At 57.6% G+C, this 26,371-nt stretch carries 23 protein-coding genes and 3 pseudogenes; 16 read left to right on the top strand and 10 right to left on the bottom strand.

The window, feature by feature from the left end; all coding sequences use genetic code 11:
- Positions 1-42: 42 nt before the first annotated feature.
- The gene (locus tag PR017_RS19570; protein ID WP_111219195.1) at positions 43-1,632 is read right to left on the bottom strand and encodes an ABC transporter substrate-binding protein; all 1,590 of its coding nucleotides are present in this window, start codon (positions 1,630-1,632) and stop codon (positions 43-45) included.
- A gap of 29 nt (positions 1,633-1,661) precedes the next feature.
- Here PR017_RS19570 and PR017_RS19565 point away from each other — a divergent pair, with 29 nt between their 5' ends.
- Positions 1,662-1,913 carry a hypothetical protein gene (locus tag PR017_RS19565; RefSeq protein WP_133255573.1) on the top strand — a complete coding sequence of 84 codons (252 nt, stop codon included), beginning with the start codon at positions 1,662-1,664 and terminating at the stop codon, positions 1,911-1,913.
- A 43-nt stretch (positions 1,914-1,956) separates the two neighbouring features.
- On the opposite strand, the gene PR017_RS19560 is transcribed toward PR017_RS19565, so the two are convergent.
- The 3 genes from PR017_RS19560 to tauA are packed head-to-tail and all read right to left on the bottom strand — an operon-like array spanning position 1,957 to position 4,629.
- Complete coding sequence (locus tag PR017_RS19560) at positions 1,957-2,811, bottom strand: ABC transporter permease subunit (protein WP_111219193.1); 855 nt, start codon at positions 2,809-2,811, stop codon at positions 1,957-1,959.
- Positions 2,808-3,599: a taurine ABC transporter ATP-binding protein gene (locus tag PR017_RS19555; protein ID WP_111219191.1), complete on the bottom strand. Its 792-nt coding sequence runs from the start codon at positions 3,597-3,599 to the stop codon at positions 2,808-2,810. The genes PR017_RS19560 and PR017_RS19555 overlap by 4 nt, the downstream gene beginning before the upstream one ends.
- Positions 3,600-3,657: 58 nt before the next feature.
- Positions 3,658-4,629, bottom strand: a complete 972-nt coding sequence (gene tauA / locus PR017_RS19550) for a taurine ABC transporter substrate-binding protein (protein WP_425070049.1) — start codon at positions 4,627-4,629, stop codon at positions 3,658-3,660.
- Positions 4,630-5,201: 572 nt separating this feature from the next.
- Here tauA and PR017_RS19545 point away from each other — a divergent pair.
- The 5 genes from PR017_RS19545 to PR017_RS19525 all read left to right on the top strand — a co-directional run bounded on the left by PR017_RS19545 (position 5,202) and on the right by PR017_RS19525 (position 8,875).
- Positions 5,202-6,005 carry a MetQ/NlpA family ABC transporter substrate-binding protein gene (locus PR017_RS19545; protein WP_111219187.1) on the top strand — a complete coding sequence of 268 codons (804 nt, stop codon included), beginning with the start codon at positions 5,202-5,204 and terminating at the stop codon, positions 6,003-6,005.
- A complete protein-coding gene (locus tag PR017_RS19540) occupies positions 5,993-7,138 on the top strand; it encodes a methionine ABC transporter ATP-binding protein (protein ID WP_111219185.1) in 1,146 nt (381 codons plus the stop codon). The genes PR017_RS19545 and PR017_RS19540 overlap by 13 nt, the downstream gene beginning before the upstream one ends.
- Positions 7,119-7,772: a methionine ABC transporter permease gene (locus PR017_RS19535; protein ID WP_111219183.1), complete on the top strand. Its 654-nt coding sequence runs from the start codon at positions 7,119-7,121 to the stop codon at positions 7,770-7,772. The genes PR017_RS19540 and PR017_RS19535 overlap by 20 nt, the downstream gene beginning before the upstream one ends.
- Positions 7,773-8,342: 570 nt before the next feature.
- Entirely contained in the window at positions 8,343-8,585 is a 243-nt protein-coding gene (locus tag PR017_RS19530) for a type II toxin-antitoxin system ParD family antitoxin (protein ID WP_111219220.1), read from the top strand.
- Positions 8,582-8,875 carry a type II toxin-antitoxin system RelE/ParE family toxin gene (locus PR017_RS19525; protein ID WP_111219181.1) on the top strand — a complete coding sequence of 98 codons (294 nt, stop codon included), beginning with the start codon at positions 8,582-8,584 and terminating at the stop codon, positions 8,873-8,875. Before PR017_RS19530 ends, PR017_RS19525 begins: the two co-directional genes overlap by 4 nt.
- A gap of 100 nt (positions 8,876-8,975) precedes the next feature.
- On the opposite strand, the gene PR017_RS19520 is transcribed toward PR017_RS19525, so the two are convergent.
- Positions 8,976-9,290: an SIS domain-containing protein gene (locus PR017_RS19520; protein ID WP_240538957.1), complete on the bottom strand. Its 315-nt coding sequence runs from the start codon at positions 9,288-9,290 to the stop codon at positions 8,976-8,978.
- On the opposite strand from PR017_RS19520, the pseudogene PR017_RS19515 reads away from it, so the two are divergent.
- Positions 9,286-9,716: pseudogene (locus PR017_RS19515) on the top strand (DDE-type integrase/transposase/recombinase); the annotation flags it as partial. The gene PR017_RS19520 and the pseudogene PR017_RS19515 overlap by 5 nt on opposite strands.
- Before the next feature lie 491 nt (positions 9,717-10,207).
- Here the strand turns inward: PR017_RS19515 and PR017_RS19510 are convergent.
- The 4 genes and pseudogenes from PR017_RS19510 to PR017_RS19495 all read right to left on the bottom strand — a co-directional run bounded on the left by PR017_RS19510 (position 10,208) and on the right by PR017_RS19495 (position 13,012).
- Positions 10,208-10,605: pseudogene (locus tag PR017_RS19510) on the bottom strand (VOC family protein).
- Between the two features lie 52 nt (positions 10,606-10,657).
- A pseudogene (locus PR017_RS19505) lies at positions 10,658-10,762 on the bottom strand (exonuclease); the annotation flags it as partial.
- A 44-nt stretch (positions 10,763-10,806) separates the two neighbouring features.
- A complete protein-coding gene (locus PR017_RS19500) occupies positions 10,807-11,355 on the bottom strand; it encodes a YcxB family protein (RefSeq protein WP_111219179.1) in 549 nt (182 codons plus the stop codon).
- Positions 11,356-11,467: 112 nt separating this feature from the next.
- Entirely contained in the window at positions 11,468-13,012 is a 1,545-nt protein-coding gene (locus PR017_RS19495) for a Fic family protein (protein ID WP_111219177.1), read from the bottom strand.
- A gap of 895 nt (positions 13,013-13,907) precedes the next feature.
- Here PR017_RS19495 and yhhA point away from each other — a divergent pair.
- The 9 genes from yhhA to PR017_RS19450 all read left to right on the top strand — a co-directional run bounded on the left by yhhA (position 13,908) and on the right by PR017_RS19450 (position 24,369).
- Entirely contained in the window at positions 13,908-14,162 is a 255-nt protein-coding gene (gene yhhA, locus PR017_RS19490) for a YhhA family cyclophane-containing RiPP (protein WP_133255572.1), read from the top strand.
- Positions 14,163-14,172: 10 nt separating this feature from the next.
- On the top strand, positions 14,173-16,323 hold the full coding sequence (gene yhhB / locus PR017_RS19485; protein WP_111219173.1) for a cyclophane-forming radical SAM/SPASM peptide maturase YhhB: 2,151 nt from the start codon (positions 14,173-14,175) through the stop codon (positions 16,321-16,323).
- A gap of 125 nt (positions 16,324-16,448) precedes the next feature.
- A complete protein-coding gene (locus PR017_RS19480; RefSeq protein ID WP_279619555.1) occupies positions 16,449-17,792 on the top strand; it encodes a GNAT family N-acetyltransferase in 1,344 nt (447 codons plus the stop codon).
- 58 nt (positions 17,793-17,850) lie between these two features.
- Positions 17,851-18,939, top strand: coding sequence for a glycosyltransferase family A protein (locus PR017_RS19475; protein ID WP_111219171.1), 1,089 nt, complete (start codon positions 17,851-17,853; stop codon positions 18,937-18,939).
- Positions 18,940-19,784: 845 nt separating this feature from the next.
- Complete coding sequence (locus PR017_RS19470) at positions 19,785-20,021, top strand: hypothetical protein (protein ID WP_133255571.1); 237 nt, start codon at positions 19,785-19,787, stop codon at positions 20,019-20,021.
- Positions 20,021-21,430, top strand: a complete 1,410-nt coding sequence (gene hxsB, locus PR017_RS19465; protein ID WP_111219163.1) for a His-Xaa-Ser system radical SAM maturase HxsB — start codon at positions 20,021-20,023, stop codon at positions 21,428-21,430. The genes PR017_RS19470 and hxsB overlap by 1 nt, the downstream gene beginning before the upstream one ends.
- Positions 21,427-22,518 carry a His-Xaa-Ser system radical SAM maturase HxsC gene (gene hxsC / locus PR017_RS19460; RefSeq protein WP_111219161.1) on the top strand — a complete coding sequence of 364 codons (1,092 nt, stop codon included), beginning with the start codon at positions 21,427-21,429 and terminating at the stop codon, positions 22,516-22,518. The genes hxsB and hxsC overlap by 4 nt, the downstream gene beginning before the upstream one ends.
- Positions 22,515-23,147 carry a His-Xaa-Ser repeat protein HxsA gene (hxsA, locus tag PR017_RS19455; protein WP_111219159.1) on the top strand — a complete coding sequence of 211 codons (633 nt, stop codon included), beginning with the start codon at positions 22,515-22,517 and terminating at the stop codon, positions 23,145-23,147. Before hxsC ends, hxsA begins: the two co-directional genes overlap by 4 nt.
- A 13-nt stretch (positions 23,148-23,160) precedes the next feature.
- Complete coding sequence (locus PR017_RS19450; RefSeq protein ID WP_133255570.1) at positions 23,161-24,369, top strand: hypothetical protein; 1,209 nt, start codon at positions 23,161-23,163, stop codon at positions 24,367-24,369.
- A gap of 11 nt (positions 24,370-24,380) precedes the next feature.
- On the opposite strand, the gene PR017_RS19445 is transcribed toward PR017_RS19450, so the two are convergent.
- Positions 24,381-26,216 carry a DUF4236 domain-containing protein gene (locus PR017_RS19445; protein WP_111219155.1) on the bottom strand — a complete coding sequence of 612 codons (1,836 nt, stop codon included), beginning with the start codon at positions 26,214-26,216 and terminating at the stop codon, positions 24,381-24,383.
- Positions 26,217-26,371: the final 155 nt, after the last annotated feature.

The raw sequence follows: 26,371 nt of genomic DNA, 5'->3' as shown, positions 1-26,371 counted from the left end.
GTTTTGCTTATCCAGAGATACCGCGAGCGTCGCAGGCTGCACTTATTTTTCCACTTGGTCGTAATAGACCTGATCGGCATTCAGGCCCTGCACATAGTTCTTGATCTTGTCGCTTAACACGACCTGATCGCTGCCTTGAAGCAGGAAAAGGAAGGGCGACGACTTCTGAAGCTTCTTTTGCAAGTCTTGGTAAAGCCCAATGCGCTTGGCGGCATCCTGCTCCTTGACGGCGGCCAGTGTTTCGTTGGTCAGATCCGGAATGACCCAGCCGGCCTGCCTGGCAACCGTGTTGGCGGAATTGTCCTTGTTGATGGCAAAGGCGCTGGCATTCGAATGCGGGTCGAAGTAGTCCGGAATCCAGTAGCGCAGGGTGATCTGGTACTGGCCGGAACGGCCCTTGGCGTAGATTTCGCTGGCAACGCCCGGCTGGATGTCGAGCTCGATGCCAGCCTTGCCGAAACTCGATTGAAGCGACTGGGCGATCGACAGAAAGGGCTGGTCGTTGAAGACCGGGAACTCGATCTTGAATGGTGTCTTGATGCCGGCGTCTGCCAAGATCTTCTTCGCCTTGGCGACATCGAGCTTGAACGGCGTATCCGTCAGCGCGCCGGGAAAGCCGACCGGAAGGAAGGCCTGGTGGACTTGGCTCTGGCCGCGCAGCAGATCCTTGGCAATGCCGTCGTAATCGACGAGATAGCGGGCGGCCTCCCAGAAGGCAGGGTTGCCGAGCGTTGCGTTCGCCTTGGTGTTGATCAACAGGTAGTCGGTGCGGGCCGATGGCACGGCGAGGACCTTGACACCGGCCTTTGACTTCAGTGCCTCGATCTGGTCAGCGGACAGGCCGCGGGCGATATCGGCGTCGCCCTGCTCGACCAGCAGGCGGCGCGCCGAAACGTCAGGCACGTTACGGATGATGACGCTGTCGAGCTTTGGTTTTTCCGACGATGTCGGATTGGACTGCAGAACCAACGCCTCATGCGGCGCGTAGCTAGCGATCGTGAAAGCACCGCTGCCGGCGGAATTGGTCTTCAGCCAGGCATTTCCGAAATCGCCATCCTTGGCCTGGGGCGAGACGGAGGCTTCGTCGACGATCGAGGCGATCGGCGCTGTCAGCAGTGACAGTGCAAAGGCCGGCCCCACATCGGCCGTCCAAGTGAGCTTCACCGTTTCAGCATCGACCTTCTCGATCGCCTTGTCGACGTTGTCGGCTTTCCATCCGAGTTCGTTGAGGATAAAGGCCGGCGCCTTGTTGAGCTTTACGGCGCGCGACAGCGAGAAATTCACGTCTTCGGGGCGAACCGGATTGCCGGAGGCGAACTTGGCGGCCGGGTCGAGCTTGAAGGTCAGGCTCTTGCCGTCGGCTCCGGGCTTCCAGGAGAGCGCCAGTGCCGGGTCGATCTTGGTACCGTCCTTGCGGTCGGACTGGATCAGGCGCTGATAGATGTTGTTAAATGCCTGGACGGTGGTCAGCTCAAACCCTTCAGCCGGATCAAAGCTCACGGCATCGTCGATCGACTGGGCAACGACGAGGACATTGGCTGGCGTTTCAGCCTTGGCAAGGCCGGCGGAAAAGGCGACCGCGACGCCAAGGACCGTGCCGAGCAGCCGCGACCGTGTGAGAAGGATAGTCATGATGTCTCCGAAATAAGAGGGGCGTCGATATGGTTGAAAAGATCAAAAATCCTTTGAGATGCTTTAAGCCTAAACTGCAGACGCGCGATACGGAAGGCGTTCGGTCAGTAACGTCTGCTTCCGCGGTGAAAGATTTTCACAGTTTTGGTGACACCTTTGCAAAAAGTATCTCACCGCTTCGATACGGGCGCCCAATGCAGGAACTGCCTTCTTCTACGACCTGCACGGCCTCGTTAGGTGGGCGAAACAAGCGCATCTTGAGCGAGCATCCTGATTGGTGACCAACTCTCTTTTGTTCCGCGGCGGTTTCGACTGACAGGAGCGTCAGCTCTTGCCTTTCCAAGGCACAAGCCATGCCTCCAAGGCGCTCATCATCAGTGTAAAGGCAAACGCGCATGCGGCGATGATGCCGATGCCGACGAACACAACATCCGTCGCCAGGAATTGCGAGGCTGACATGATCATGAACCCGATGCCGCGGGTTGCCGCGATCAATTCGGCCGCCACAAGCGTTCCCCAGCCGACGCCGAGCGCGATGCGGATGCCCGTCAGGATTTCCGGCAATGCCGAAGGCAAAACGATGTCGAAAAACAGGTTCCAGCGGCTGGCGCCCAGCGACAGCGCAGCGTTGACCCGCTCGATCGGTAGGGACCGCACGCCGGCCTGGGCCGACAGGCAGATTGGCGCGAACATTGCCAGGACCAGCAGGGTGATCTTTGACGTCTCGCCAATGCCGAGCCAGATGATCATCAGCGGCAGGTAGGCCAGTGGCGGCAGCGGCCAGTAGAATTCGATGGGCGTGTCGAGCACGCCCTTGGCCCAGCGGTTCAATCCCATGGCCAGCCCGACGGGCACGCCGAAAAGACAGGCGATGAACGCGGCAGAGAGAATTCGAAACAGGCTAGCCGACACATGCTCCCAGAGCGATGCGCCCGCATAGCCGTCATTATAGACGGCGACTGCCTGCTTCACGACTTCTTCCGGCGTCGGCAGAAAGAGATGGGCTACGAGCCCAGATTTCGCCACGCCCCACCAGGCGGCCAAGAGCAAAATACCGGTGATTATGCTGATCGGTGCAGTCGATCGCTCGCCTATGCCGAAGGTGCGCATCTTAACGAGGCGATGGGTCGCCTCCGCCTCCGGATGGAGAATGCTCGCTGCTTCTGTCAGTTCGGTCATTCGGCAGCGCTCCTGACGTCGTCGGTGCTGTGGATGATGGTGCGGATCTCTTCGCGCAGATCGGCAAATTTGGACGATGTCTTGATCGCCCGCGCATCGCCGATTTTGGCAAGGTCCTTGACGAAATCGAGGCTGAAGCGCGCGACGACCCGGCCTGGGCGCGGCGACATGACGATCACTTCTGTGCCAAGAAACAGCGCCTCCTCGATCGAATGGGTGATGAAGAAGATGCGCTTTCGCGTCCGGTGCCAGATCGACACCAGAAGCTCCTGCATTTGCTCGCGCGTCAGGCTGTCGAGCGCGCCGAACGGCTCGTCCATCAGCAGGATATCGGGCTCCGTCGCCAGCGCCCGGGCGATGCCGACGCGCTGGCGCATTCCACCGGAGAGCTCATGAGGCAGGGCGTTGCCGAACTCGCCGAGACCGACCAGCTGCAGCAGCTCCTGCGATTTCTCGCGGCGCTCGAATTTTCCGGCGCCCGCAAATTTCAAGCCGAGGCCAACATTGTCGAGGACCGACTTCCAGGGCAGGAGCGTGTCTTTCTGAAACACGACGCCACGGTCGGCACCAGGCTTTTCGATCGGTCGGCCGTCCAGGGTTATCTTGCCTTCCGACAGCGGCAGAAATCCGGCGATGGCATGCAGCAAGGTCGACTTGCCACAGCCGGAAGCACCCAGTGCAACGACGAAACCCTGGTCGGGGATGTCGAGAGACACCCGGTCCAGAGCATGCACGGTGCGGCCATCCCGCGCTTTGAAATAGACGGAGGCGCGTTCGACTTTCAGCATATGTGAAATCCAATATGTTTCCCGCGCTGCGAATAACGACAGCGCGGGACGGTTGCTATCAGTTACTCGGCGCGACGACGGCGTCTGGCGTGACGAAGGCGGCGTAGCTTGGCAGGACCTCCGAGACCTTGCCTTGGTCCTTAAGGAACGTTGCCGTATCCTTGAGGATTTTGGCCGCACCGGACTTCTCACCACCGCCGAGCCAGGCATCGGAAGCCTGAACTTCAGGTGTCAGCAATGTCAGGTTCTTCAGTGCGGCAGATTGCTGTTCCGCCGTGCCGCCGAGCTGCTTGGCCAGCAGCTTGGCGTTGTCGCTGTCCGGCCCCCAGGCGGCCTTGTCGTTAGCAAAGGAAGCATAGGATGCGTTGATAACGCCGGCAAAGTTTTTCAGGAAAGCGGGGTTCTTGTCGGCGAAGTCGGTAGCGGCGACCCAGGCAGAGAAGGTCGGCGCGCCTTTGTCGGCAACCTCCTTGGAGGTGATAAGCACCTTGCCGTTCTTCTTCAGTTCGGTCAGCGCTGGATCCCAAACGAAGCCGCCATCGATATCACCGCGCGCGAAACCCGCGACGATCTGCGGCTGGGGAATGGCGAAGACCTGAACGTCCTTTTCGGTGAGGCCGAGGCTCTTGATGAGAGCGAGAAGCTGGTAGTGGTCAGTCGAGACCGGAGCGGCCGCCAGCTTCTTGCCTTTCAGATCCGCCAGCGTATCGATCCCAGAGCCATTGCGCACGACCAGCGCTTCGTCGATGCCCGAAATCGACGAGAGGTAGAAGGCCTTGACGGCCAGGCCGCGCGAAGTCGCCGCTGCAAAGGGGCTGGACCCGACATAGCCGACCTGCACGTCACCGGAGGCGATGGCGGCAAAGATATCGGCGCCAGAATTGAATTTACGGAAATCGATGTCATAGCCGGTCGCCTTGGCAAAGGCGCCGTTAGCGATGCCGACCGACGACGGCAAGGCATCCGTCTGATAGCCGACGACGACTTTTTTGTCGGCGGCACTGGCACCGAAGGCAGCGACCAGTGTCATTGCGCCGAACAAGGTGGCAAGCAGTCCCTTGTGGAGTTTCATTGTCCCGTCCCTACCCATGTGGCGCACGTCGCCGTTTCTTAAGCCGTCGCCTTTCGTGACGCCGGCGACTATAGGCTAAGCAGGGGCTTCGAGCTTTGACAGTTCAAATATACTAAAATTCAAGATGAGTCGGGAAATAGCTTCCTGTCAAAGCTGCATCGGGCATCTTTACACGCAGAGGGATGCGGATGACTGCTTGACGACGTCGGCTGTTGGGTGACCGATCGAATCTGTTCTTTCGTCAAACCTGAGTGGCGTTCGCAGTTGGCAGCCAGCAATGGATTATTCTTTCGACGGCGGGGTCCGATTTACGGTGCTCTGCGGTGACAAACTCCGGCCGCCGCACGCCGCATGGATGTCCGTGCGCTCCATGGGCTTGCCCGCAGAGACGGTGACGGAAGAAATAATTGTTCGGATAAAACGCCAAAGATAGCGTTGCTTTCCAAAAGCGAGAGTGGATTGGTGATCCTGCGGTTGGTCTACCCCGTCCATCATCTTTACACTCCGCGCCATTCAGTCGCGAGGTCATGATGAAATATCATTTTGCAGCTTTAGTTTCCGCGGCCTTGCTGGCGCTCACCGCAACGGTTCAGGCCAAAACCATCAAGGTCGGCGTGGTGCCCGGTGTCTATGCCGATTCCATCGAGGCGCTGATCCCCGAGGCGAAGGCGAAGGGGCTCGATCTGCAGGTGGTTGAATTCACCGACTGGACGACACCGAACATCGCTCTCCAGTCCGGCGATATCGACGTCAACTATTTCCAGCACAAGCCCTTTCTTGACAACGCCATCGCTGATCGCGGCTATGATTTCACCAGTGCCGGCATCGGCGTCCTGGCGAACATCGGTCTCTATTCGCTGAAGTACAAGGATTTCAAAAGCATTCCGGACAATGGAAAAGTCGCCATCGCCAACGATCCGGTCAATCAGGGCCGCGGCCTGCTGCTGCTGCAGAAGGCCGGCTTGATCAAGCTCAAGGAAGGCGTCGGCTTCAAGGGCTCGCTCGACGATATCGTCGACAATCCCAAACATCTGACTTTTACCGAGGTAGAGGGGCCGCAGCTGGCGCGTGTTACCGGCGACGTCGACCTGGCGCAGGGCTATCCCCACTTCATCGTCGCGTCAAAAGCCTTCGATCCGAGCTCCGGCCTGCTCTACTCCGGCGTCGACGACAAGCAGTTCGCCATCGTCTTTGCCGTCAAGAAGGACAAGGCGGGTGATCCAGGCATCAAGGAACTGGTGACGCTCTATCAGAATTCGCCCGCTGTCAAAGCGGCGATCGACAAGGCCTTCGCCGCCAACAGCAAGCTGTACACGTTGCCATGGCTGAACTGAAGCTGCTGCGGGAGCGCGCGGTTTCGTCTTTCGGAGCGCGCGCGGGGTCCGGGGCGGCTGTCGATCTGACGCAGCCGCAGAGCGCCATCGGCAAGGGATCGGTGGCTTTCGAAGCCGTCGAGAAAACCTACCGCTCCTCCGCCGGCCCGGTCCACGCCCTGCAGGGCATCACCCAGGCCATTCCGCCCGGCGCGATCTATGGCATCATCGGCAGAAGCGGTGCAGGGAAATCGAGCCTGCTTCGCACCATCAACCGCCTGGAAAAGCCAAGCAGCGGCCGCGTCTTCGTCGACGGGCAGGACATCGCCCAGCTTGACGAAAACGACCTCGTCGCTCTGCGGCGCCGCATCGGCATGATCTTTCAGCATTTCAATCTGCTATCGGCAAAAACGGTTTGGGGCAATGTCGCCCTGCCGCTGATGGTGGCCGGCGTGCCGCGCGCCCAGATCGCGGAAAGGGTGGCCGACGTCCTGGCCCTTGTTGGCCTCGAGGGAAAAGAAGGAACCTATCCATCACGGCTATCCGGCGGCCAGAAACAGCGGGTCGGCATTGCCCGGGCGCTTGTCCATCGACCGGAGATTTTGCTCTGCGACGAGGCGACCTCGGCGCTCGATCCGGAAACCACCCTGTCTATCCTGCAGCTCTTGAGGGACATCAACCAGCAGCTAAAACTGACGATCGTGCTGATTACCCATGAAATGAGCGTCATCCGCGAAATCTGCGACCATGTGCTGGTGCTCGATCAAGGCAAGATTGCCGAGACGGGGCGAGTCTGGCGCATTTTTGGCGATCCGCAGCACGACGCAACACGCGCACTGCTGCAACCGCTGACCCGCGATATCCCGGACGATATCGCCCGCCACATCCGGCCAACCAGCAGCCGGGATGTTACCAGCGTGATCCTGCAGCTCACCTATACCGGGGCCGACGGCCTGGAGCCGGACCTGACGCGGATTGCCGCTGCCGCCGGTGCGTCCGTGAGGCTGCTGCAGAGTTCGCTCGACCGTATCCAGGGCCATGTACATGGCCGTCTTCTGCTGGCAATCGGCTCTCTGGATAACAACGTTCCCGCCAAAATTGCCGGCCTGGCGCATGACGTGAGGGTATTGGGCTATGTCCGCACTGATGTATGATCGCCTTTGGCAGGCACTTCTCGATACGATCGTCATGGTCGGTGTATCGGCGATTATCGCCGTCCTTGCAGGCATTCCGCTTGCCGTCTTTCTGGTGCTCTCGGCACCGGGCGGTCTGATCAATGCACCTCGGGCGCAAAAAGTGTTGTCGGCGATCGTCAATGGTTTTCGTGCCACGCCCTTTATCGTTCTCCTGGTCGCACTGTTGCCGTTGACCCGTTTTATCACGGGGAGCACGATCGGCGTCTGGTCGGCCGTCGTGCCGCTGTCGATCAGCGCCACACCGTTCTTTGCGCGGATCGCCGAAGTCAGCCTGCGCGAGGTCGACGCTGGGCTGATCGAGGCGGCGCAGGCGATCGGCTGCCGCCGCTGGCACATTGTGCGCCATGTGCTGCTGCCGGAGGCGCTGCCGGGCATCATTGGCGGTTTCACGATCACCATCGTCAGCATCATCGGTGCCTCCGCCATGGCCGGCGCCGTCGGCGCAGGCGGGCTCGGCGACATGGCCATCCGCTACGGCTATCAGCGGTTCGACACAACGGTTATGGCCGTGGTCATCGCGGTGCTGATCGCCCTGGTTTGCCTCGTGCAACTCGTCGGCGACAGCGCCGTGCGGCGTCTGCGGGCGAGATAGAACAGCGCGGCATCCACGACCGATCCCGACGCAGCGCCACCAATGCCCGACGCCAGCAGGGCACAGCGTTTAATAACGCCAACCGGTCGCATCCTATACGATCGTATGCCGAAGCGCTGCAGGTGGCGCATGGCCTGGCGGAGCAGTTTCGCATCACCGCCCCGGAGCGCGACCGCACACGGCGGCTATTGCGATGGAACATCGAATAGTACGGCAAGCGGGCTGGGTGGCATCACCGTGCCGCAGTACTAAGTGGCGCCGACGTTTCCTATCGAACCTTGGCGCAGGTCTTGAAATTCTCTGCGTATCCGATCCGGCTCTTGGCCAGATCCCGCAAAACCAGTCTGGTGTCCTGGCGCCGATCCGCGACGTCGGATCGCAAGCGCAGAAACAGCGAATTTCCGGCGACATCGCGTACGTCGCTTGATAGGTGCTTCCGACGGGGAGTTCCATAAATGGGCGTTATCGCACCTGCAGAAAGAATGGGGGACGGTTCTGACCCATACAGATGTGGAGCATTTGACAAACTTTGCCAAAATCGGACATAATCTCTTCAAATGGAGGTTTCCGATGGCGACAATGAACGTATCTCTTCCAGACCCGATGAAGGATTGGGTGGAGGCGCAGGCTAGGACCGGGCGATATTCGAACGCTAGTGACTACGTACGCGACTTGATCAGACGCGACCAGACACGAAACGACAAGATTGCCGCCATGCAAAGCTTCGTCGAGGCCAGGCTCCAAAGTGGCGTTGGCATTCGATCGAAGGATGAACTCTTCGCTGAGGCGATGGCTCGTACCAGCGAGTCATGAGTTTTAAGCTTTCTGTCGAGGCGGAAGAAGACATTATTGCGATCGCCCAGCAGGGTGCCCGTATGTTCGGAGTAGATCAGGCAAAACGCTACCACGATGAACTTTTCGCATTATTTGATCTGATAGCTGCTGACCCACGCATCGCGCGCGAACGGAATGAGATCGAACCGCCCATCAGAATTCATCCCTTCAAAGCACATCTCATCGTCTATCGGGTTGAAGATGATGAGAAAATTTTCGTAGTGCGAATTCGCCACGGGCATGAAGATTGGGAAAGTATTTCAATGTAGCGCCGCGGATGAGCTGTGGGGTTTGGTGTGCCTTCGGTTCGAATTGGTTCAAGGCGACGGCTTCTACGTGGAACAGACGAAATTAAATCGGCTGCATCTTTCACATATAGCTCAGCTGCGGCTTCATCTGATGTATTCTTGCCTGATCTTCAGGCGGACGTCGAAGGGCAACGCTGGTCGAGAGGATATCGATCACGACCAGTGCCGCAATGCGCGAAATCATCGGCATGTACATGTTGGTGTTTCCGAGCGTCTCGACAATCAGCGAAACGTCGCAATAATGGGTGAGCGGCGAATCCGAACCGGTCAAACAGATCACAGTCGCTCCGTTCTCGTGGGCGATCCGGGCGATATCGATGATGGAGCGGGTCGTGCCTGTGTTGGAGATGACGAAGGCGACGTCGCCGGGCTTCATTATCGATGCCTTCGACCGCGAAATCATCGCCTGGATGGCCGTCGCCAATGCCGGGATATCGGGCTCCGACGTCCGGGACATGATGCTGGAGGCGGTAGAAAAACGCTTCGGTGCAACGCGAGCGCCACAGGCAATCGAACATCTCTCCGACAACGGCTCGGCCTATACCGCCAAAGACACCCGGCTCTTCGCCCAGGCGATAAACCTGACGCCCTGCTTCACACCGGTCGCCAGCCCGCAGTCCAACGGCATGTCGGAAGCCTTCGTCAAAACCCTGAAACGGGACTATATCCGCATCTCACCACTTCCGGGCGCCGACACCGCGCTCCGGCAGATCGATGGAGCGAAGACTACTACGAAATCCATCCCCATTCCGCGCTCAAGATGGCCTACCCTCGGCAGTTCATCAGGGCTAAATCAAACTAGCCGACTGTCCGGCGAAACGGGGGGCACTCCCCCCAAGCCGATCTCGGCTAGATCATTTCTAGATGGAAGGAGAACGACATGCGGGCGAAGGTCGCCACAGCATTGTGGATTTTCGCGGCAGCGGCGTTCGCTGGGTCGATTGGAGTGTTCACGTTTGCGTTGTTCCCCTGGAGCCTGCTCATGCTTGGCATCCCTGTCTTCATTGTGGTCTGCTGGTCGACTGCGCGAGAACGATGACGAGCGCGCCTTCGCCATTGTTGATGCCTTTAACATCTCTGGCCCGGACCATGGCTCGACACCGGCGCAGGTCGCGCCTCGTCCCGGCTTTACGACTGTCGATATGGCAAAGGTTTTCTAGCTCCGAAATACACCCGGTTCAGGTCACGGGATCTTAGAGTTTTCGGGCAGTCTAGGATTTTCGCGATACAGCAATGCCGTCGGGGTGGTTCTTCCATAACGCTAGCTTCCCGCCGACACTCACGCGACGATGACTATTCGGGTTCCTTGCAGACGGCTTCAACGCGATGTCCATCCGGATCGATAACGAAGGCGGCGAAATAACTGGGTCCATAGTGCGCTCGCAAACCTGGTGGTCCATTGTCGAGACCGCCATAGTCCATAGCGGCCTTGTGGAATAACGCGACCGCGCTTCGGCTCGGGGCAGTAAAAGCAAGATGAAACCCGGCTCCCGGACACTGAGGATCCCCACCTCGAAGTTTGATCGTAAATTTGTCGCCACCACCAGGCAGGCCATAACCAATTGCTTGATCTGGGTCGCCGGGGGTTAGGTCTTCCCAGACCCGGACATACCAATGGGTTCAAAAGCAGCGTCGTAGAAAGCGGCTGATCTTTCGATGTTCGCCACCCCAAATGAAATGTGATGTAGCATCAGTTCCACTTGTCGCCTTAATTTTGAGCGATATAGCGATCTGACCCCTCTGTCACTCGCCGTCGAATACCATCGACTGCAATTTTCCGACCTTCGTGAGGTGTTGCAGCGTATATGAAACCGAAAGCGCATCATCGAGTGCGTCATGCCCCTGCAACACTCTACGGGCTAGCCCAGTCGGTCCTGATGCAAAAATCAACGCTAACCGCCAATCAGCTTTGCCGCATCCGGGCTTCTCGCACGCGCCGCGTCCGTCATCCGCGACATGGCCTCGGCAATAAAAATGTGTTCGGCTTCGGCGGTTGTAAAAAAGCGCCGAGGAAGGACCATGGCGCTGCTTTGAACCAGAAACACCCAGTATTTGCGGGTTTGAAAGAGATCCGTGACGCAACGCCAATTGGCGGTCATCGTCAGGTCGCCCAGATCATAGACTAGCGCCTCAGGGGTTAAGCGAAGCGAAAGCGGCTGCTCATATGCTTGACCTCGCTTCGCAAGAGCTTTCCGCATTGAAGAGCCGGCCAGTCTTTGGATTGCCAGCAATCCCACCCAAACGCCAACGAAAGCGAACTCGATTGAAATCGTGGCTGCGAACCATGACCCCGACACCCATCCTCCCACTGGGATGCCGATCGTCAACATACAGACTAGCAGGATCAATTTCATCTGGCGTGGTGATACACCCCTTCGACCCTTGATATAGGCCATGGCGGCTGTTGTTTCCCCGGCAGCCAGAACGCCTGTCGCTTCCATCCTAGTCCCTTCGAAACAGCTTTGAGAGCAATCGCCGCGTAAGCGCGTGCGCGAGCAAGATAGAGGCGAATGCGCCGAATGAGAATGGGCCCGAAACACCGAAATGTTAGTATCATTGGGCAGGTTGATCGAATGTGCCGGCGTAGAGCGCCTCGATCTGCTCAACCTCCGTATCGTTGAGTGCAGCGAACTCCTTTGTGCGCGCCCGCTGCGACAGGCGACCTCCATTTTGGTCGAGAAATTTGTGCAGCAACTCGGCTTGGGCCATAGGCATGTCGACGACCTCCTGAATACCAGCCGCAAAAAGATCAAAGGCTTGGAGGAACCGGACTTCCTGCGGCAGATCATGATCCACGGTCTGTTCGACGCAATCGTAGAGGAAGGCGGCATGCTCAGTCGCGTCGAAGTACCGGTAGAACGAAGCGGTGTCGTTCAGCACTTCAACGTTGCCAGCAGCGGTGGGGCGCCATTCGATGAAAGGCAACAAAGGCCCAGACCAAGATTCGAGCACAGCCCTGTACTGGTCTATGTTCCGCAGGATTGCTGCGCTGACGGGAAACACGAGACCAGGCGGGCTGTAGGCTGCTGTCGCGAGAGCATGATGGATCAGCCAGCGGTGAAGGCGGCCGTTCCCATCGACATACGGATGGATGTAGACGAAGCCGAACGCCAGGCAAGCTGCAGCCACGACCGGATCCATCGCTCCTCGTGTCGCGCGATCGGAATAGGCGATGAGACCGCTAATCAAGCTTTCGAGGTCCTCATGTCTGGCGCTGATGTGATCGGGAATGGGCATGTTGGTGTCGCGGTCATGAACTCCGACGAAACCGCCCTCATCTCGGAGCCCGAGACGCACGAAACGAGCATCGCCGATGACGATCCGCTGAAGACGATCGAGCTCCTCGACACTGAGCGCTCTCACGCCCGCCTGCGAAATAGCCTGTCCCCAACGCGCCGCTCTTTGCCCAGACGGCCGCTCCCCTTCAATAGCAAACGATGACTTCGAATCGTTGAGCAAGATGAACGCTGCGGCGCGTGCTATCAGATCGGGTCGGACCCGGCCCATCGCCTCGCGCGCCCGCACGCCAAGCGCCTTCTGCGAGAATGCGGCAAGAGCCTCTGTCTTTCGAACGAGCGGACAGAAATCTGCGGTGCCGGGAAGGTTGTTCAGGACCTTGTGCCGAGGCGACGGATCGCCCTCCGCCAGACCATATTGCTGATCCGCGTTGAGAACAGGGACCATTCGCACTTTGCCGGGATCTGGAATATCGAGCTGGACGCCCGTCAGCCATTCGTACAGAAACCAGATCCGTCGCGCAAAGGCGCCGGTTGGAGTCATCCGGATAATCGCCTCGATCGCCTCAGGGCGAGCTGCTCGAAAAAGTGCGGCCAGTACCTGAAGGTCGATGCCTTCATATTTGAAGGCAAAGACCAGCTGAGAGACCAGGGCCGGCTCCGGCCGATGGCGAGGCGTGAGCATGAGCCACGCTTCGGTCGATCTGGGGTGATGCCGCTCCGAGATCGCGGCCATCCGAGACGGCGAGGGTACGATTAGGTCAAATGCCGCAATGATCGCAGCATAGCCGGCCGGCTCGCCTCGCTCAGGTAAGGGTCTTCCGTGAAAGTCAATCACGCCCTGCGTAGGCCATTCACCCATAGGTCATCTCGCGAAATTGGATCACCGGATCTAGACCCCATTGCGGGAAACCGTCACCGTCAGCGAAAACATATCACCATCGGTCAAATTTGTGAAAGTTATTCACGCGATGCGTAATCCCCTGATGTCTGTAAGCACCTTCGTCCATAGATCGATCCAAAACGAATGTCGGCAATGCGCATCCCTACTGTAGAGGCCCGACGATACCGGGCCTCTACCGTTCAGGAGCCATAGCCCACAGAGCGTTCTCCTAGAGGCCGCTCGCCCTTAGCAACGCGCCCTCGCCAAATACACGGCTGTTCCTGCGCAGGATTTCCGTGGCCCGCCAGAAAGTGAGATTGGCCGCGAGAAAGGGAACGGCATCACCGAACCAGCAGCCGCGAGCAGAGATAGCAACCTGCGCGGCCGTGCGGACTTTTCCTCGTGATGATCCTCAGGCTGCCGAATATGAAATGGGGCATCTCATCTTCCTGGACCATTCTCGATAGGCTTTCGCAGCGTCGAAAGATTTCTGGTTGAGCGTCCCGAACGAAGGGCGTCAAACCTGGCCGGTGTCGCAGCAGGCGGGTTCCGGTCGTCTCTCGACTCGATCTAAGGGCAACATCCATCTCTATGGAGCGGCACGGAATGGAACGACAGTATCGGGCCTGCGCTTCCTCAAATGTCAAATAGTTCCATAGTATCGTCTTATCGCGACAGACGCCCTACATTACACAATGCACATATTTACAATAACTTAGTGTAAACGGACAACGTGTGGATGGTTCGATTCGGCTCAAGGCGCACATTGTTCTAATCGAAAACGCTAAAGGTAGCGCCATCGTTGTGATGCTGATTGCTCGCTTTTAAATCGGTTTCCGTAAGGAAGCCGCGATCTTACCTTAGAAAATAGAAAGTGACCTATATCGTTATTGAATATCTTGAAATCTCGTATAGATTGCAAAGCAACGAAATGGGAGTTCGTGGTATGCCTGCAGAAGCAAAGCTAGTCGTCGAATTGGTTGAAGAAAACCTGAAAACTACGGTCATGCGAACAGAGTCGGCAAACCCGGCGATCCAACGTTTGCGCAGCCGCGTGCTATCCAACGCTGAAACTAGCGACATCATCACCAGCTACGACCGGATGCATCACCGCCACAACCGCTCTTGACGGCTGACGCGTGACAGATGCCCGGATAACGTCCTTCCTGGTTAAAGTGGCTTTGCGGTGTAATCTCGATTGCGACTACTGCTACGTCTATCATCATGCTGATCAAAGCTGGCGGAAAATGCCCAAAACAATGTCCGCAGAAGTTCAGGCAGCATTTGCCGCACGCTTGAGGGAATACGTCGCCGCGGTGGGACTAAAGCGCGCCGTCGTCGTATTTCACGGCGGCGAGCCATTGCTTGCTGGCGTCCACGCGATAGTGAGGTTTGCGAATGATCTAAGAGCGGCAGTTGGATCCGACGTGTCGCTCGACATGGCGATGCAAACCAACGGGTTGCTGTTAAGCGACCTAACGCTCGACGCATTGGAGGCTGCGGATATCTCAGTCTCGCTGAGCCTCGACGGCGGGCGGGAAGCGAACGACCGCCATCGTGTCAGCCGAAAAGGCCGATCGAGCTACGATCGTGTGATGGAAGGCTACAATCGCCTGCAGGCGCATCCCAAAATTTTCGCAGGCGTCATTTCGGTAATAGATCCGGAGGTGCAACCAGACGAGCTGTTCACGTTTTTCGATACGCTCAACCCGCCGAAGCTCGACTTCCTGCTTCCGGACGCCCATCATCTGAGGCCGCCGCCAGGTCGCGAGGGTCAACCGAACCGTTACCAGGACTGGCTCGTCAAGGCGTTCGATCTGTGGTTCGACGTATACCCGCACCTGCCCGTGCGCACCTTTGAGGCGCTCCTCGATGTCGCGGCTGGTCTGCCGTCAGCAACAGACGCGTTTGGATTCGGCGACGTCAACCTGCTTTCGATCGAAACGGATGGCAGCTACCACGATCTGGATGTTCTGAAGATCACGACCGACGGCGCGACTGCCCTACCGGGATCGGTCCGCGATGCGGCGATATCGGCGGTTGCGGCTTCCGCAGGTATAGAGAAGCATCGCAGTCTCCTGCGCAAGGATGGACTGAGCGCGAAGTGCCTCAGTTGCACCGTGGTTGATATTTGTGGCGGCGGATCGGTCCCGCACCGGTTTGGCGCAAATGGATTCGATAATCCTTCAGTCTATTGCGCCGAACTCTTCAACCTGATTTCGCATGTCAAGAAGAGGCTTGCCGACAGTCTGGTCGCGGATCAACCCGCGCTCAATTCCCGACTTCCGGAAGGGTTTGATCTCGCACGTTTCGAATTCGCCGAAACCGCTGATCCGGCTATGACGCTGCTGATTGATGACGCGCAACGTGAATATGTCGGCGAATTTGGATCTGCACTCGCCAATGCGCTTTCGCTCGATCAATCAGTGGGCGCAGCGGCGCGCACCCTCATGGATCTCCCATCAGATCAATTCGAAGCTGTCGCTTGCCAACCAGGCACGGTCGCCTGGACGCGGACGTTCCTTGCACATCTCAAAGGAGCAGCAATTCACGACGTAGACGGAAAGCCGCTCGTCGCGGACGGTGCATATCTCGTATCGCTGGCATCCGGTTTCGATCGACATCGGGACAACGGCATGGATATTGCGGCTGACGACGTGTGGCTACGTACGCCATTCGGAGAACAGATCTACTTCGAACCTGAAGGCATCGCCACTGACGCGCGCGCAGTGGTGCGGGAAGCACTGAGCGTCGTGAGACAATGGCGTCCGGCGCTTGCCGACGAGATTGCATCGGCATGCCACGCGGTGCAGTTCGTGCGTGATCCGACCGCTCATCCTGAGAAGATCGTCTCGTTCAGCGATGACTCGGTTCCGGGCGCTTTGTTCGTTTCCGTGACGCAGGGTGACTCCTTGATCGACCCCTATGACCTTGCGGACTCCTTGATCCATGAACATCGTCACCAGAAGCTGTATCTTCTGGAACGCTTCGGACCGACGGTCAGCCCCTTCGCGCCGCGCGTCGTTTCGCCTTGGCGAGCCGACCTAAGGCCGCCCTCCGGATTGTTGCATGCCGTGTTTGTCTTCGTGGAACTGAAGAGGTTCTGGGAGCACGTGCTCAGAAACGGACCGCGGCGTATGCACAACCGGGCTCTAAATCAGCTGGCTGACACAGAACGCAATCTCAAGCTTGGCATATCGACATTGCGCACTTGCGAGATGACATCTGTCGGTGACGCGCTGATTGATGTTCTGGAGAAGGCGGGAGCGCGGTCGCTCGCTACCGCATGACCAGGATTCGCGTGGCGACCGAAAGCCTACCACTCGACGAAACCGAGCGGCACGCCCGTCTACGCGATTATTTTTGTGACAAGGACGCAATCGCGTCGCTAGGACCGAGTGGGTGGGATCTCAGTTTGAGCTGGCCTTCCGGCCGGGAACGACACATAGACGACAAGCTAGATCTGGGCCTCGATTGGTGGGGCAAAGGCCTAAAACGTGAAGAAATGGCTCGCGCGCGCCGTCGCTCTCCCAAACTGCTGCGCTGCCTTTACGACAGCTGGACATTAGCGAGCTGGTCGGAATGGCTTAAACGGCGGGGCGGTACCGAGACATTGACGTCGCTGGTTCTGCTTCACGTTGACGATCACCGCGATCTAGGCTCTCCACGTATTGAACGGAACGAAGCTGGCTGGCGGGATCTCATAACGAACCGCCAGATTTCCCTATCCGATCCGGACACGGTAATTGAAGCGATCGAAAGCGGCGCGATCGGAATGGGTAGTTTCATGACCCCGTTCCTCGCTGCCGTACCGCTCGCAGAGGTGAGACACCTGTGTCAGCCGCCAAAAGCCGTGGCCACTCGGGATTTTGTAATCCGTATCGAAGACAATTCGGACGATTTGCTTCAACCTGGTGCATCGCGACCAGTTGCTACGCTCGAGCCCTCAAGCGGCACAGGTGCCGGGCACTACCGTTTGACGCCCGATGTCGACGACTGGTTGGAGGGTATTCAAGGTGGTCCGCTGCTCCTCCACATCGATATGGACTATTTCAATAACAGATATGATGGCGACAGCGATTGGCGCGAACGTCCGGCGCGCCTCGATACTCCCGTCGAGAAGATCTTTGCTCAGATCACGATGCTTACCCAGGCTTTGCGTCGTCGCGGATTGCTAGAGGTGATTGAGGACGTCGTGTTCGCTTTCTCACCGGGTTTCTTTCCGGCCGAACTGTGGGCGAAAGTTGATCGACATTTGGCGAGCTGTCTTGGGTTGGATACGCTTGAGGGCGGGACAGCGCGATCTGGGCTCTCCGGGCACGCCGACAAAGGGACGCGCAACAAGGGGAAGGCGCGAAAAAATCGTGTTCTTATCTCCGAAGACGAAGTCGAACTTGTGCGGGCAAAAGGTACGAAAGGACGAGGCGGCGGAGCGGATGGTGAAGCCTGGCTTATACAATTGGGCGGCAAACGGGCGGGACAAGTCTTCATCAACTTGATCGACGAGTCACCGATCGGCAAGCATGCTTCGATCCAGATCTATCTCAATATCACGAGCCAAGGTCGTGGTATCGGCAGCTTATGTTATCGTTGGGCCTGCGAGCGAAGCAAATACGTCGTCATCTACGCCCACATGCAAAAATCGAACATCGCCTCGGCACGCGCTGCGGAAAAAGCGGGGTTCATCGACGAGACGTCGGCTCAGGAACGACAGAAGCTTATGGTCTGGAGAAGGTCTAGTTCGGCGGCTTCGGCGTGATTAAGCGGGCTGCCACAAATGGAGCGATCTGCAGACTTTTCTCGCGCGGAGGTCACGGATGCTAACCGCGATCGTTATCCCCTGTCTAAACGAACGTGATCTCATTCCGGCAACGGCAGCGTCGCTGGGGTTTGGTGAGGGCCCACCGCCGAAGGACACGATCCTCGTTCTAGTCGACAATGGCTCCAAAGATGGGACCCTCGCTGTGCTGAAAGAAATCCAGCAACGCGCTGGTGTCGGCTTGGTGTTCGTCGGAGAGGAATCGAACCGCGGATATGTTCCCCCACGGGCCAAAGGGAACGAAATAGCTACCATGGTCGCAGACGCCCGTAACATCAAACCCGATAGGTTGCTTATCCTGCAAGCTGATGCCGATACGAGATATTCCGACCACTACGTTCGAGCCTTTCAAACAGCGGCTTCGAACGAGAAGCGTTCGGCCATGTTCGAGGGGACAACCGCTGTGCCCCACCGCTTTCTCGACGGTCATCCAGGCTTCCAGAGGTTAGCCGACAGAGTGGATGCCGATATGGCGCGCTATCTCGTTGGCGAAGATCTCGATGTGATCGTCGATGATAAGGTGGCCGGGTACACGCTGTCCAGCTATCAGCAATGGGGCGGCTTCCGGCGGGATTACAGCGCTGATGGCAATGAGATCCACGCGGAGACATCGAGATTGTTCATGCGTGCAAAGGGCAGGGGAGCTGTTCGCGTGCGAATACCAGATGCCGAGGCGACGCCTTCCAGACGAAAGATCTTGCGAAATCCGATACGCCATTTTGCGACGGCGGGATTTCCACGCGATGAGACCTGGTGGCGACGATGGAGCAACGCTTACGATGGGCCTCGTGATCTGGCTGCGTTTGAGGGCGGAGGAGCCTTTGGTATCCTGAAATCGGTGATCAAGGCGCGTGAGGCGCACTTATTGGGGTTGTTTTCGCTGTTGCCATTGCTGGTGGAGGAGTCGATGGGCAGAGGTAACATCCTTGAACCGGATAACCTGCATCCATTGGTCCGACAGAAGCTATCGACAAACGGGCGGAGCGTCGCGAGAACTAATATTTCCGCGATCTTCGATTTCGTGCGATGCGCCGTTGATGAGTGGGCAAGGGCCAAATTTGGCATTGACCCACCAGAGCAGCTTTGAAGATGCGGTCACCGCCGGCGAGTTTTCTTCAATTCTTGGGCCTAACTGTGCTCTGGCGCTGCGAACGTGACCGATGGTTCACATGCCTTCAAGCGCAAGTAGCGATCTGAGACTCTTCCAAGCCTTCCTATCAGCACACGATTAACCCTCGCGGTTCTTGCAGGTACACCGAAGTTTACAACCCATGTATTCAAGGTACTGATTGCCATAGCGCTGGATAATGGCGCTTTTGTCTAGCCAAACAGTCTTCCCGCATAGTGCGCACTTGGCTCCCAGCACTTCCCATTCCTTCAAAAGCCGGATGGTGTCATAATCGTAGCCATCCAACTCCCGAAAAATTGCAGGTGGGAATGGCGCCAACTCAACGCCGCGCCGTTGTCTCATTTCAAGCCTCCCGCTGGAAGTGGGGCTGCCATCCCTGAGCGAAACCACTACTGACGATGCTGGGCGCCGTCGGAAGCTCGTTCTGTTCGAATGCGGCTTCCTCAATCACGGCGCGAAGCGCAGCAGTCGCATCACGCCCGTAAGCGGCGACCAAGCTTCTCACCAAGCATTCTTCGGACAAATCAATATCATCATGGCAAGCAATAGCTGACACGTCGGCACTCCCCAAAATGTAAGACACAATCCCAATCGCGGAATATGTTCCTATTTTGTTCTCTGCCGATGAGAGAGTCAATCGGGTCTGAAAAAATCTTTTGGTACGAACTTTTCCTCGAAGTCCGGCAAGATTTTACAACAAACAGCCAACAACCTGATAGTGTGCCAGCCAGGGTCATAAACGCGAATGAGCGTCGGGGTTGGGGGGGCATGTAGTGGACGTCGGGAGGGCAGAATACATAAAGATGAAGATCGATGTCCCGCCTTCGTTCCTACAATTCCTGGCAGAGACAATAGTCCGGTTCGGCTTCTTGTATCCGGCGGCCAGTTTCTCGGTTGAAGAGCCTCAAGTGGTGATCGAATGCCCCATAGCGGTGGCTAATGCGATCAGACGCGATCTCAATTTCGGTTTGTACCGGCAGAAGGTGTACAGCGAAAATCTCGTTCTCCGTATGAAGCTCATGGAAGGCGTGATGGGCTAATGACCGTGTTTCCGTTGAAATTCCGGCCAGCTGCGGGCGAGAGCTTCTTGTTTGCGGACGATGCCGGTGGCTACTTCAGATCTGACCAGGCTTTCCTGGAGCGGTATGCGTTTGACCAGCTCAGCGCTGGCGACACCCGGTTTCTTGCCGAAAACGGCCATAGCTTCGCGACAGAAGGCGATCTCGATTTCACCGGCTTTGCCTACCGTTGGGCCAAGAGACTTTATGCGCCAACTGAGCTACAATACCTGATCCTTGTACCAACTCTCCGTTGCAACCTGGCATGCGGTTATTGCCAGGTGTCCAGGGTAAATGAAGGCGCTGCTGGCTTTGATTGGGATCAGGAAACACTCGATCAGGTGATCCAATTCCTCGACGCGCTGCCAACGAGCAGGATCGAGATCGAATTCCAGGGTGGTGAGCCGCTGCTGCGTTTGGATCTACTGGAGGCAGTTCGCAACTTCACACGCCGGCGGTTCGAGGAAGCGGAGTTCGTCGTCTGCACCAATCTGCAGACAGTCAGTCCTGAGGCCTGGAGCTTCCTGGCGGCGGCCGACACGTATGTCAGTACCTCGCTGGACGGCAATCGGCTGACGCATGAGCGGCAGAGGACGATTACGTCCGACGATACCAACGCCTTCTTCGCTAACCTCCGGTATGCAGTCGACCACTTAGACGATGGGCACGTCTCCGCTCTACCTACTCTCGACATCCGCAATCTGCCGTCGCCCACTGATATCATCGAGGCGTTCGGAGAGTTCGGTTTGCGGTCAATTTTCCTCCGCCCTGTCAATTTTCAAGGTTTCGCGCGCAAAAAATTTGATGCCAAGGATACGACGATGGAGTGGAACTCCTATCACGCAGCCTTCATCGACGCGCTGATTGAGCACAATGCAACTGCAGAGCTTCCCGTAGAAGAATATTATTTCGTCCACTGTCTGCGACGGGTCCTCCGATCTGGGCATGACGGCCATGTTGATCTCCGCAACCCAAACGTCATCGGGCGCAGCTATCTCGTCATCGACTACGACGGGACATTCTATCCAACGGATGAAGCGAGGATGGTGACACGAGTAGGGCAACTGGACCTGAGCATGGGTAACGTGGGTACCGGGTTGCAGCGGCGTGTGATCAATACGCTCAATAGCGAAGCCAGCAATATCTGCGACCCAGATTGCATTCACTGTCCTTACCAAGCGTTTTGCGGGGTCGACCTCGTCGATGACCTCTCCCGGTACGGCCGCATCGACATGCCGAAGAACCTGACGCATTTCTGCCAACGCCATACAGCCATCTTCGACAAGGTATTCGAGCTGCTTTATTCGAATGACCCGAAGGTCCACAAATCTCTCGCAATATGGGCTGGCATCCCTGAATTCGATCCAAGCCTGGCTAAGGTCCATTCATGATCGATCTCCGCCTAAGGGTTGATGCTCCACCTTTGGACCGCCCGCTGGTCGTCCGGCTCCGTGAGACGTTCCTTGCCGGGGAGCAGGGCGAGCACGATGCTTTTTTGATTGGGGCAGACAAGGTATCGCGGGAATTCGACTTCCATGGATTTTCGCTGACAGTTCACGCGCCAGCAACTACGCCTCTCGACGGTGATGTTTTGCTGATCCCCCATGATGGCAGCGCGGCGCGGCGTCTCGTGAGGGCAGGATCCAAACACAACACCTTCCTGGTGACAGAGCAATGCGATCAGCTTTGCGTCATGTGTTCGCAGCCACCCAAAAAGTATCACGTCGACGTTTTCGAGTACCTTGAGATCGCAGCCCAGCTCGCTCCTCAAAACGCCTACATCGGCATCACTGGAGGAGAGCCGCTCCTGCACAAGGAAAAGCTGTTCCGGTTCCTGCGATCTGTCACTGCCGCTCGACCGGACCTACGTTTCCACATCCTGAGCAATGGCCAGTTCTTCGAAGCTGGAGATATGGAAACGCTCGCAGATATCGGATGGGCCAGGATGCTCTGGGGCATCCCGCTATACGCCGCTGATGCCCAGGTCCATGACAGCATCGTTGGAAAGCAAGGTGCTTTTGATCGGCTGCAGAAATCGTTCCAGCTTTTGATCCGGGCAGGAGCGTCGGTTGAGCTGAGAACAGTCATCCTCCGCCAAAACTGGGCTCATCTTCCCGCGCTAGCATCCTATGTCACGACGCGGCTGCCATTTCTCGATGTCTGGGCCTTGATGCAGCTTGAGAACATCGGATACGGACGGATGAATTGGTCGTCTTCCTTCCAAGATACCTCCCTCGACTTCGGCTTACTGAAGACAGCGGTGAACGTAGCAATCGCCCACGACATCAGGGTCTTACTCTACAACTTTCCTTTGTGCTCAGTCCCAAAGGCATACCGACATCTTGCCCCTTCCACGATCTCCGACTGGAAACGAAAATATCTGGAGTTTTGCGATGGTTGCGCCGTGCGCTCGGCTTGTGGTGGTTTTTTCGAGTGGTATAAGCATACCCAGGGTTTCGGGGGACTCGCTGCACAATGAAACGTAAGGTTTATCTGATTCCGTCGTTGATAGCGGCGGGCTTCATGCCAGCGAAATCCGACGCAGCCCCGGTCAGCGGGATGGCGGAAAAGAAAAGCCCTCAGTCGATATTCGAGCGTCTCCGCATCAAGCACGTTTACACGCTTGCTGGGCACAGGTCGCATGCGAGTCACGCATCCCATGCAAGCCATGCTTCGAGTGCCGGGAGCGGATATATTCCCCGCGCGACCTATGACAGCACGTATACTGCCCCTGATCCCGCTCCGAACTACGCACCAAAGCCCGTCTATCACCCTCCGGCTGCCACCTATACGCCGCCTGCCGCAGTTTATGCCGCTCCTCAGCCCGCTGCGCCACAGCCAGTCGCTCCGCCTCCCGCAGTCGCATCCGCTCCAGCAGCGCCGCCGTCGCTCAAGGTCCTGCCGGGCAACACCGACCGGTTCAAGCGGATCGTCATCCAAGTCCAAACCGGGCTGGTCGCGTTCGGATACTACCCGGGTCCGATAACGGGGCAGGTGGATGCCGCGACGAAGGTCGGGTTGTCGAAGATGCAAGATGCCTACAAGCTGAAGGTCACCGGCACGATCACGCCGGAGGTCCTGACCGCTCTAGGGATCTCAGCCAATTGAAAGGTGTCGAAGCGTGATGACCACGACGGCAAGGCTCGGGCTGGCCTTAGGATGTCTGGCAGCACTTTTCGCCTTCAGCCAATCTGGCGAGGCCCATGCCGCGCTGATGTATAAACACTTGGCTTCGACTAATGGGTTGAACGTTCTTCTCATCCAAGGACAATTCGAGCCCACTGACGATCCGAACGTCATGGCCCACGAGCTGGATAGCTTCCCAACTAAGCTGGTGTCGCTCCTCTCCACCGGCGGTGATCGGCCAACCGCCATGAAGTTCGGCCGAACGATCCGTGGGCTGGGATTGACGACTCTACAAATCAAGAACTCCACGTGCACCGCTGCCTGCTTGCTGGCTTATTTTGGCGGCGTGGAGCGATATGCGGAAGCGGGCTCGATAGCCGTCCAGGCGTCGGGCTTTCTCGATAGCAGCGATGCCGGGCAGGGGCTTTCTGACGCTGCAACAGCCGAGCCCATCGTAAAGCAGTACCTGACTGAGATGGGGGTAGTCCCGGAGCTGTTCGATCTCAGCCAGGCTCAGCGCGAGACACCACGATACCTCAGCGAGGTTGAGGTGCGGCAGATGCGTGTGACTACAGATCCTTCCATATCAGCCGGGCAACACGTCGAGCAGGCACAGGGATCGATGGCAACGTCGGAGGCAGTTGAGACGGCGCTGGGCTTCTTCAATCAGTTCAACGCTGCCTGGTCACAGCCAAAGCAGTTAGCGATGTCGTTCTTGCGGAATTCCTATGCGGATAGCCTGACCTACTACGGGAAGCAGCTCTCGGCTGCGGCCGTGCTGGCGGAAAAGGAGACCTTCGCTGATCGCTGGCCCGCCCGCATTTACGCCGTTCGCAGCAGCACTGCCCATGCCTCATGCTCCAATACGTGTGCAATTTTCGGGATCGTTGACTGGTATGCCTCAAGCATTGTCCGGCAGAAATCCTCATCCGGGGCGGTGAACTTCGCGTTGGTATGGAACCCGACGACCGGAAAGATACTGTCGGAGACCGGGAAAATCATCGAAACTGATAAGAATCCCGGTGGCCCGGATCGGATCATCCGGCGCTGGATTGTAGATGCCACCAACTGCCGTCTCTCCAGCCAAGAAGGTCCGACCGATGCCGCCGCCTGCCAATCACAGAATCAACTAGGCAAACAATTGAATGTTGCCGGATGGTGCTACCAAGCGGGGATTGGCTGGCAATACTGCGGCGGCGATTGAGCAAACAAGAACTATCGACCGTTCTCACGACGGGGAGCTGTCGCCGCCGACTTTATGGGCTGCTGGACCTTTGGCTTCTGAAGCACGATGGGAGCCTTGCCGACCATGTCTTTAGCCACCCAACCTATGGCGTCGGGTCCAGCGCTGACGCGTATCCAACCGTTCTCTTGGCCAATGATGGCGACCTGAAGGTTTTGAGCTACGCTGGTGACGACCAAGTAGGCGGGGCTGGGACCCTCACGAAGTTGCAGGGGCAGCCTGATATAGCCAAATTTCGGAGCCGGTTGCGGCGGTGGCGAAATTGGCGTCTCCGCTCGTGGCTCTGGTACGGAAATCATCGAGACTAGGGTTTCGAAAGCGTCACCGTCCGGCGGAGAAGTCAGTGCTGCCGTTTGGATTGCGGATTGAATCGCGTCCGCCGTTGGCGCGACGGTCCCTGCGTCAGCGGAGATCGCCACAGGCGATTGCGCCGCAACACCTGCTGAGCTGACGAGATGCGCCGGGCTGCGGGGTACACCAGGGCCGCTGCTGGCGGTCGACGTAGTTGCAGAGGGCGTGCTGGCAAAGACCGGCTTATATCCAGACGCAGGAGTGGTCGTCTGGCTATGGTTTGCCAACAGAACGATACCCGGAACCCCAATGACAAGCAGTGCTACGACGTAGGCAATCGAGTTTCCGCTTTTGTTTGTTTCGATTGGCTCTGACGCAGATGCGTCCGTCGTTCGCAGCTCAGCGAGTGCCACCTGCGCTGGAGCCAACACGGCTTCCTCCCTCGCCTTGGCCAGCGCCTTGCATGCAGCTACGAACGACGCTGCCTGGCCAGTTTTGGAGAATTCAACGAGTTCGTTCAAACCCGAATTGCTGTGGAGATGCATCGTCTCGTAGAGGCAGATCGGAATTTGCCGATTGCTGGCAAAGCGTCGGTCCGGGCCACCACCTTTGTTGGGATGTTGCCAAGTATGATCCACGACCTTTGCGTCTCGCGGGACAGTGCCGGATTCGATAAAATGAGAATCTTGGTATCGGATCTGGAGGTCATCGTATCCCACGGCACCAATTTTACTGCCGTCGGCGATGAGAGCAACGTCCGGCAGGAAGTATATGATCTGGCGGCCGACGTGGAGAGATGGCGGCGTGACATTGCTCTTGATGACCCTTGGAAGGGCGTAGGCCAAAGTGGTCGTTTTCTTGCTGACCAGATGGGAGGCCCCAGCATTTCGTTTCCAGGTCTTCAAGTCCTGGATCGCCCCACCGGCCGCAATATGCCATTTGGCATTGCAGGCGTTCAGTCCGTCAAAGCCGTCGGTAAGCTTCTTGTAGGCCTGCTCGAACCCGTCACTGATATCGTAATAGAGAACGGTTGTGCGGCGGTAAGAATCCAACCATGTGCCGACAGCGTACGCTGGTAGGGCGCCCAACATCACCATGATGCCCGGTGGTCCCGTCATGAGCGCTATCAGCAACCCCAGGATTGCTGTCGTCCAGCCGAATGCCGTGGCCAATCTGACCTGTTGGTTTTTCGTATTGATTTCGTCGAGCAAATCGCTGAACTTCTCGTCCCGCATGATCATGACGTCGCCGGAATCGATCGCGATCATGTCGACACCAGGTTCCCCCAAGCGTGTGTCTTCGGGGATCAAGTCATAGTCGGTCCGGGAGGCCTTCTTGCCGGCTTTGCCGATTGATGCCCGGTAGTAGAAGCCGTTGCGGCCGGCATGGACGTAGTGGCCCCGTGGTCCGGTTCCAATTCGTAATCCGCGTATGCCGACCGAAACGCCAACGCCGCCTTTAGAGAAGTTGAACCGGAAGGGGCCGGCAGATATCGATTTGCGGAAATAGAACGGCACGGAAGGTCCTCTAGCATGCCGTCATTAGTAACTCTTTGCACGCGTATAGCGCGAGTCAATTTTTGAAGAGAAGCCTTCAGAGTTCTTGCTGTTTTCACGAGCGCTAAATCGTTGATTTTATGAGTTTCCGCACCCTTCGCTGTGCTTGGGAAGCG

The organism is Rhizobium tumorigenes, assembly GCF_003240565.2.
Classification (GTDB): Bacteria; Pseudomonadota; Alphaproteobacteria; order Rhizobiales; family Rhizobiaceae; genus Rhizobium; species Rhizobium tumorigenes.
This window is presented reverse-complemented; position numbering and strand designations above follow the sequence as displayed.

What these genes read in the sequence shown, in the direction of transcription:
- PR017_RS19570 (WP_111219195.1), bottom strand. Translation starts at nt 1,632, where the DNA reads ATGACTATCCTTCTCACACGGTCGCGGCTGCTCGGCACGGTCCTTGGC.
- PR017_RS19565 (WP_133255573.1), top strand. Translation starts at nt 1,662, where the DNA reads ATGGTTGAAAAGATCAAAAATCCTTTGAGATGCTTTAAGCCTAAACTG.
- PR017_RS19560 (WP_111219193.1), bottom strand. Translation starts at nt 2,811, where the DNA reads ATGACCGAACTGACAGAAGCAGCGAGCATTCTCCATCCGGAGGCGGAG.
- PR017_RS19555 (WP_111219191.1), bottom strand. Translation starts at nt 3,599, where the DNA reads ATGCTGAAAGTCGAACGCGCCTCCGTCTATTTCAAAGCGCGGGATGGC.
- tauA (WP_425070049.1), bottom strand. Translation starts at nt 4,629, where the DNA reads ATGACACTGGTCGCTGCCTTCGGTGCCAGTGCCGCCGACAAAAAAGTC.
- PR017_RS19545 (WP_111219187.1), top strand. Translation starts at nt 5,202, where the DNA reads ATGAAATATCATTTTGCAGCTTTAGTTTCCGCGGCCTTGCTGGCGCTC.
- PR017_RS19540 (WP_111219185.1), top strand. Translation starts at nt 5,993, where the DNA reads ATGGCTGAACTGAAGCTGCTGCGGGAGCGCGCGGTTTCGTCTTTCGGA.
- PR017_RS19535 (WP_111219183.1), top strand. Translation starts at nt 7,119, where the DNA reads ATGTCCGCACTGATGTATGATCGCCTTTGGCAGGCACTTCTCGATACG.
- PR017_RS19530 (WP_111219220.1), top strand. Translation starts at nt 8,343, where the DNA reads ATGGCGACAATGAACGTATCTCTTCCAGACCCGATGAAGGATTGGGTG.
- PR017_RS19525 (WP_111219181.1), top strand. Translation starts at nt 8,582, where the DNA reads ATGAGTTTTAAGCTTTCTGTCGAGGCGGAAGAAGACATTATTGCGATC.
- PR017_RS19520 (WP_240538957.1), bottom strand. Translation starts at nt 9,290, where the DNA reads ATGAAGCCCGGCGACGTCGCCTTCGTCATCTCCAACACAGGCACGACC.
- PR017_RS19500 (WP_111219179.1), bottom strand. Translation starts at nt 11,355, where the DNA reads ATGGAAGCGACAGGCGTTCTGGCTGCCGGGGAAACAACAGCCGCCATG.
- PR017_RS19495 (WP_111219177.1), bottom strand. Translation starts at nt 13,012, where the DNA reads ATGGGTGAATGGCCTACGCAGGGCGTGATTGACTTTCACGGAAGACCC.
- PR017_RS19475 (WP_111219171.1), top strand. Translation starts at nt 17,851, where the DNA reads ATGCTAACCGCGATCGTTATCCCCTGTCTAAACGAACGTGATCTCATT.
- PR017_RS19470 (WP_133255571.1), top strand. Translation starts at nt 19,785, where the DNA reads ATGAAGATCGATGTCCCGCCTTCGTTCCTACAATTCCTGGCAGAGACA.
- hxsB (WP_111219163.1), top strand. Translation starts at nt 20,021, where the DNA reads ATGACCGTGTTTCCGTTGAAATTCCGGCCAGCTGCGGGCGAGAGCTTC.
- hxsC (WP_111219161.1), top strand. Translation starts at nt 21,427, where the DNA reads ATGATCGATCTCCGCCTAAGGGTTGATGCTCCACCTTTGGACCGCCCG.
- hxsA (WP_111219159.1), top strand. Translation starts at nt 22,515, where the DNA reads ATGAAACGTAAGGTTTATCTGATTCCGTCGTTGATAGCGGCGGGCTTC.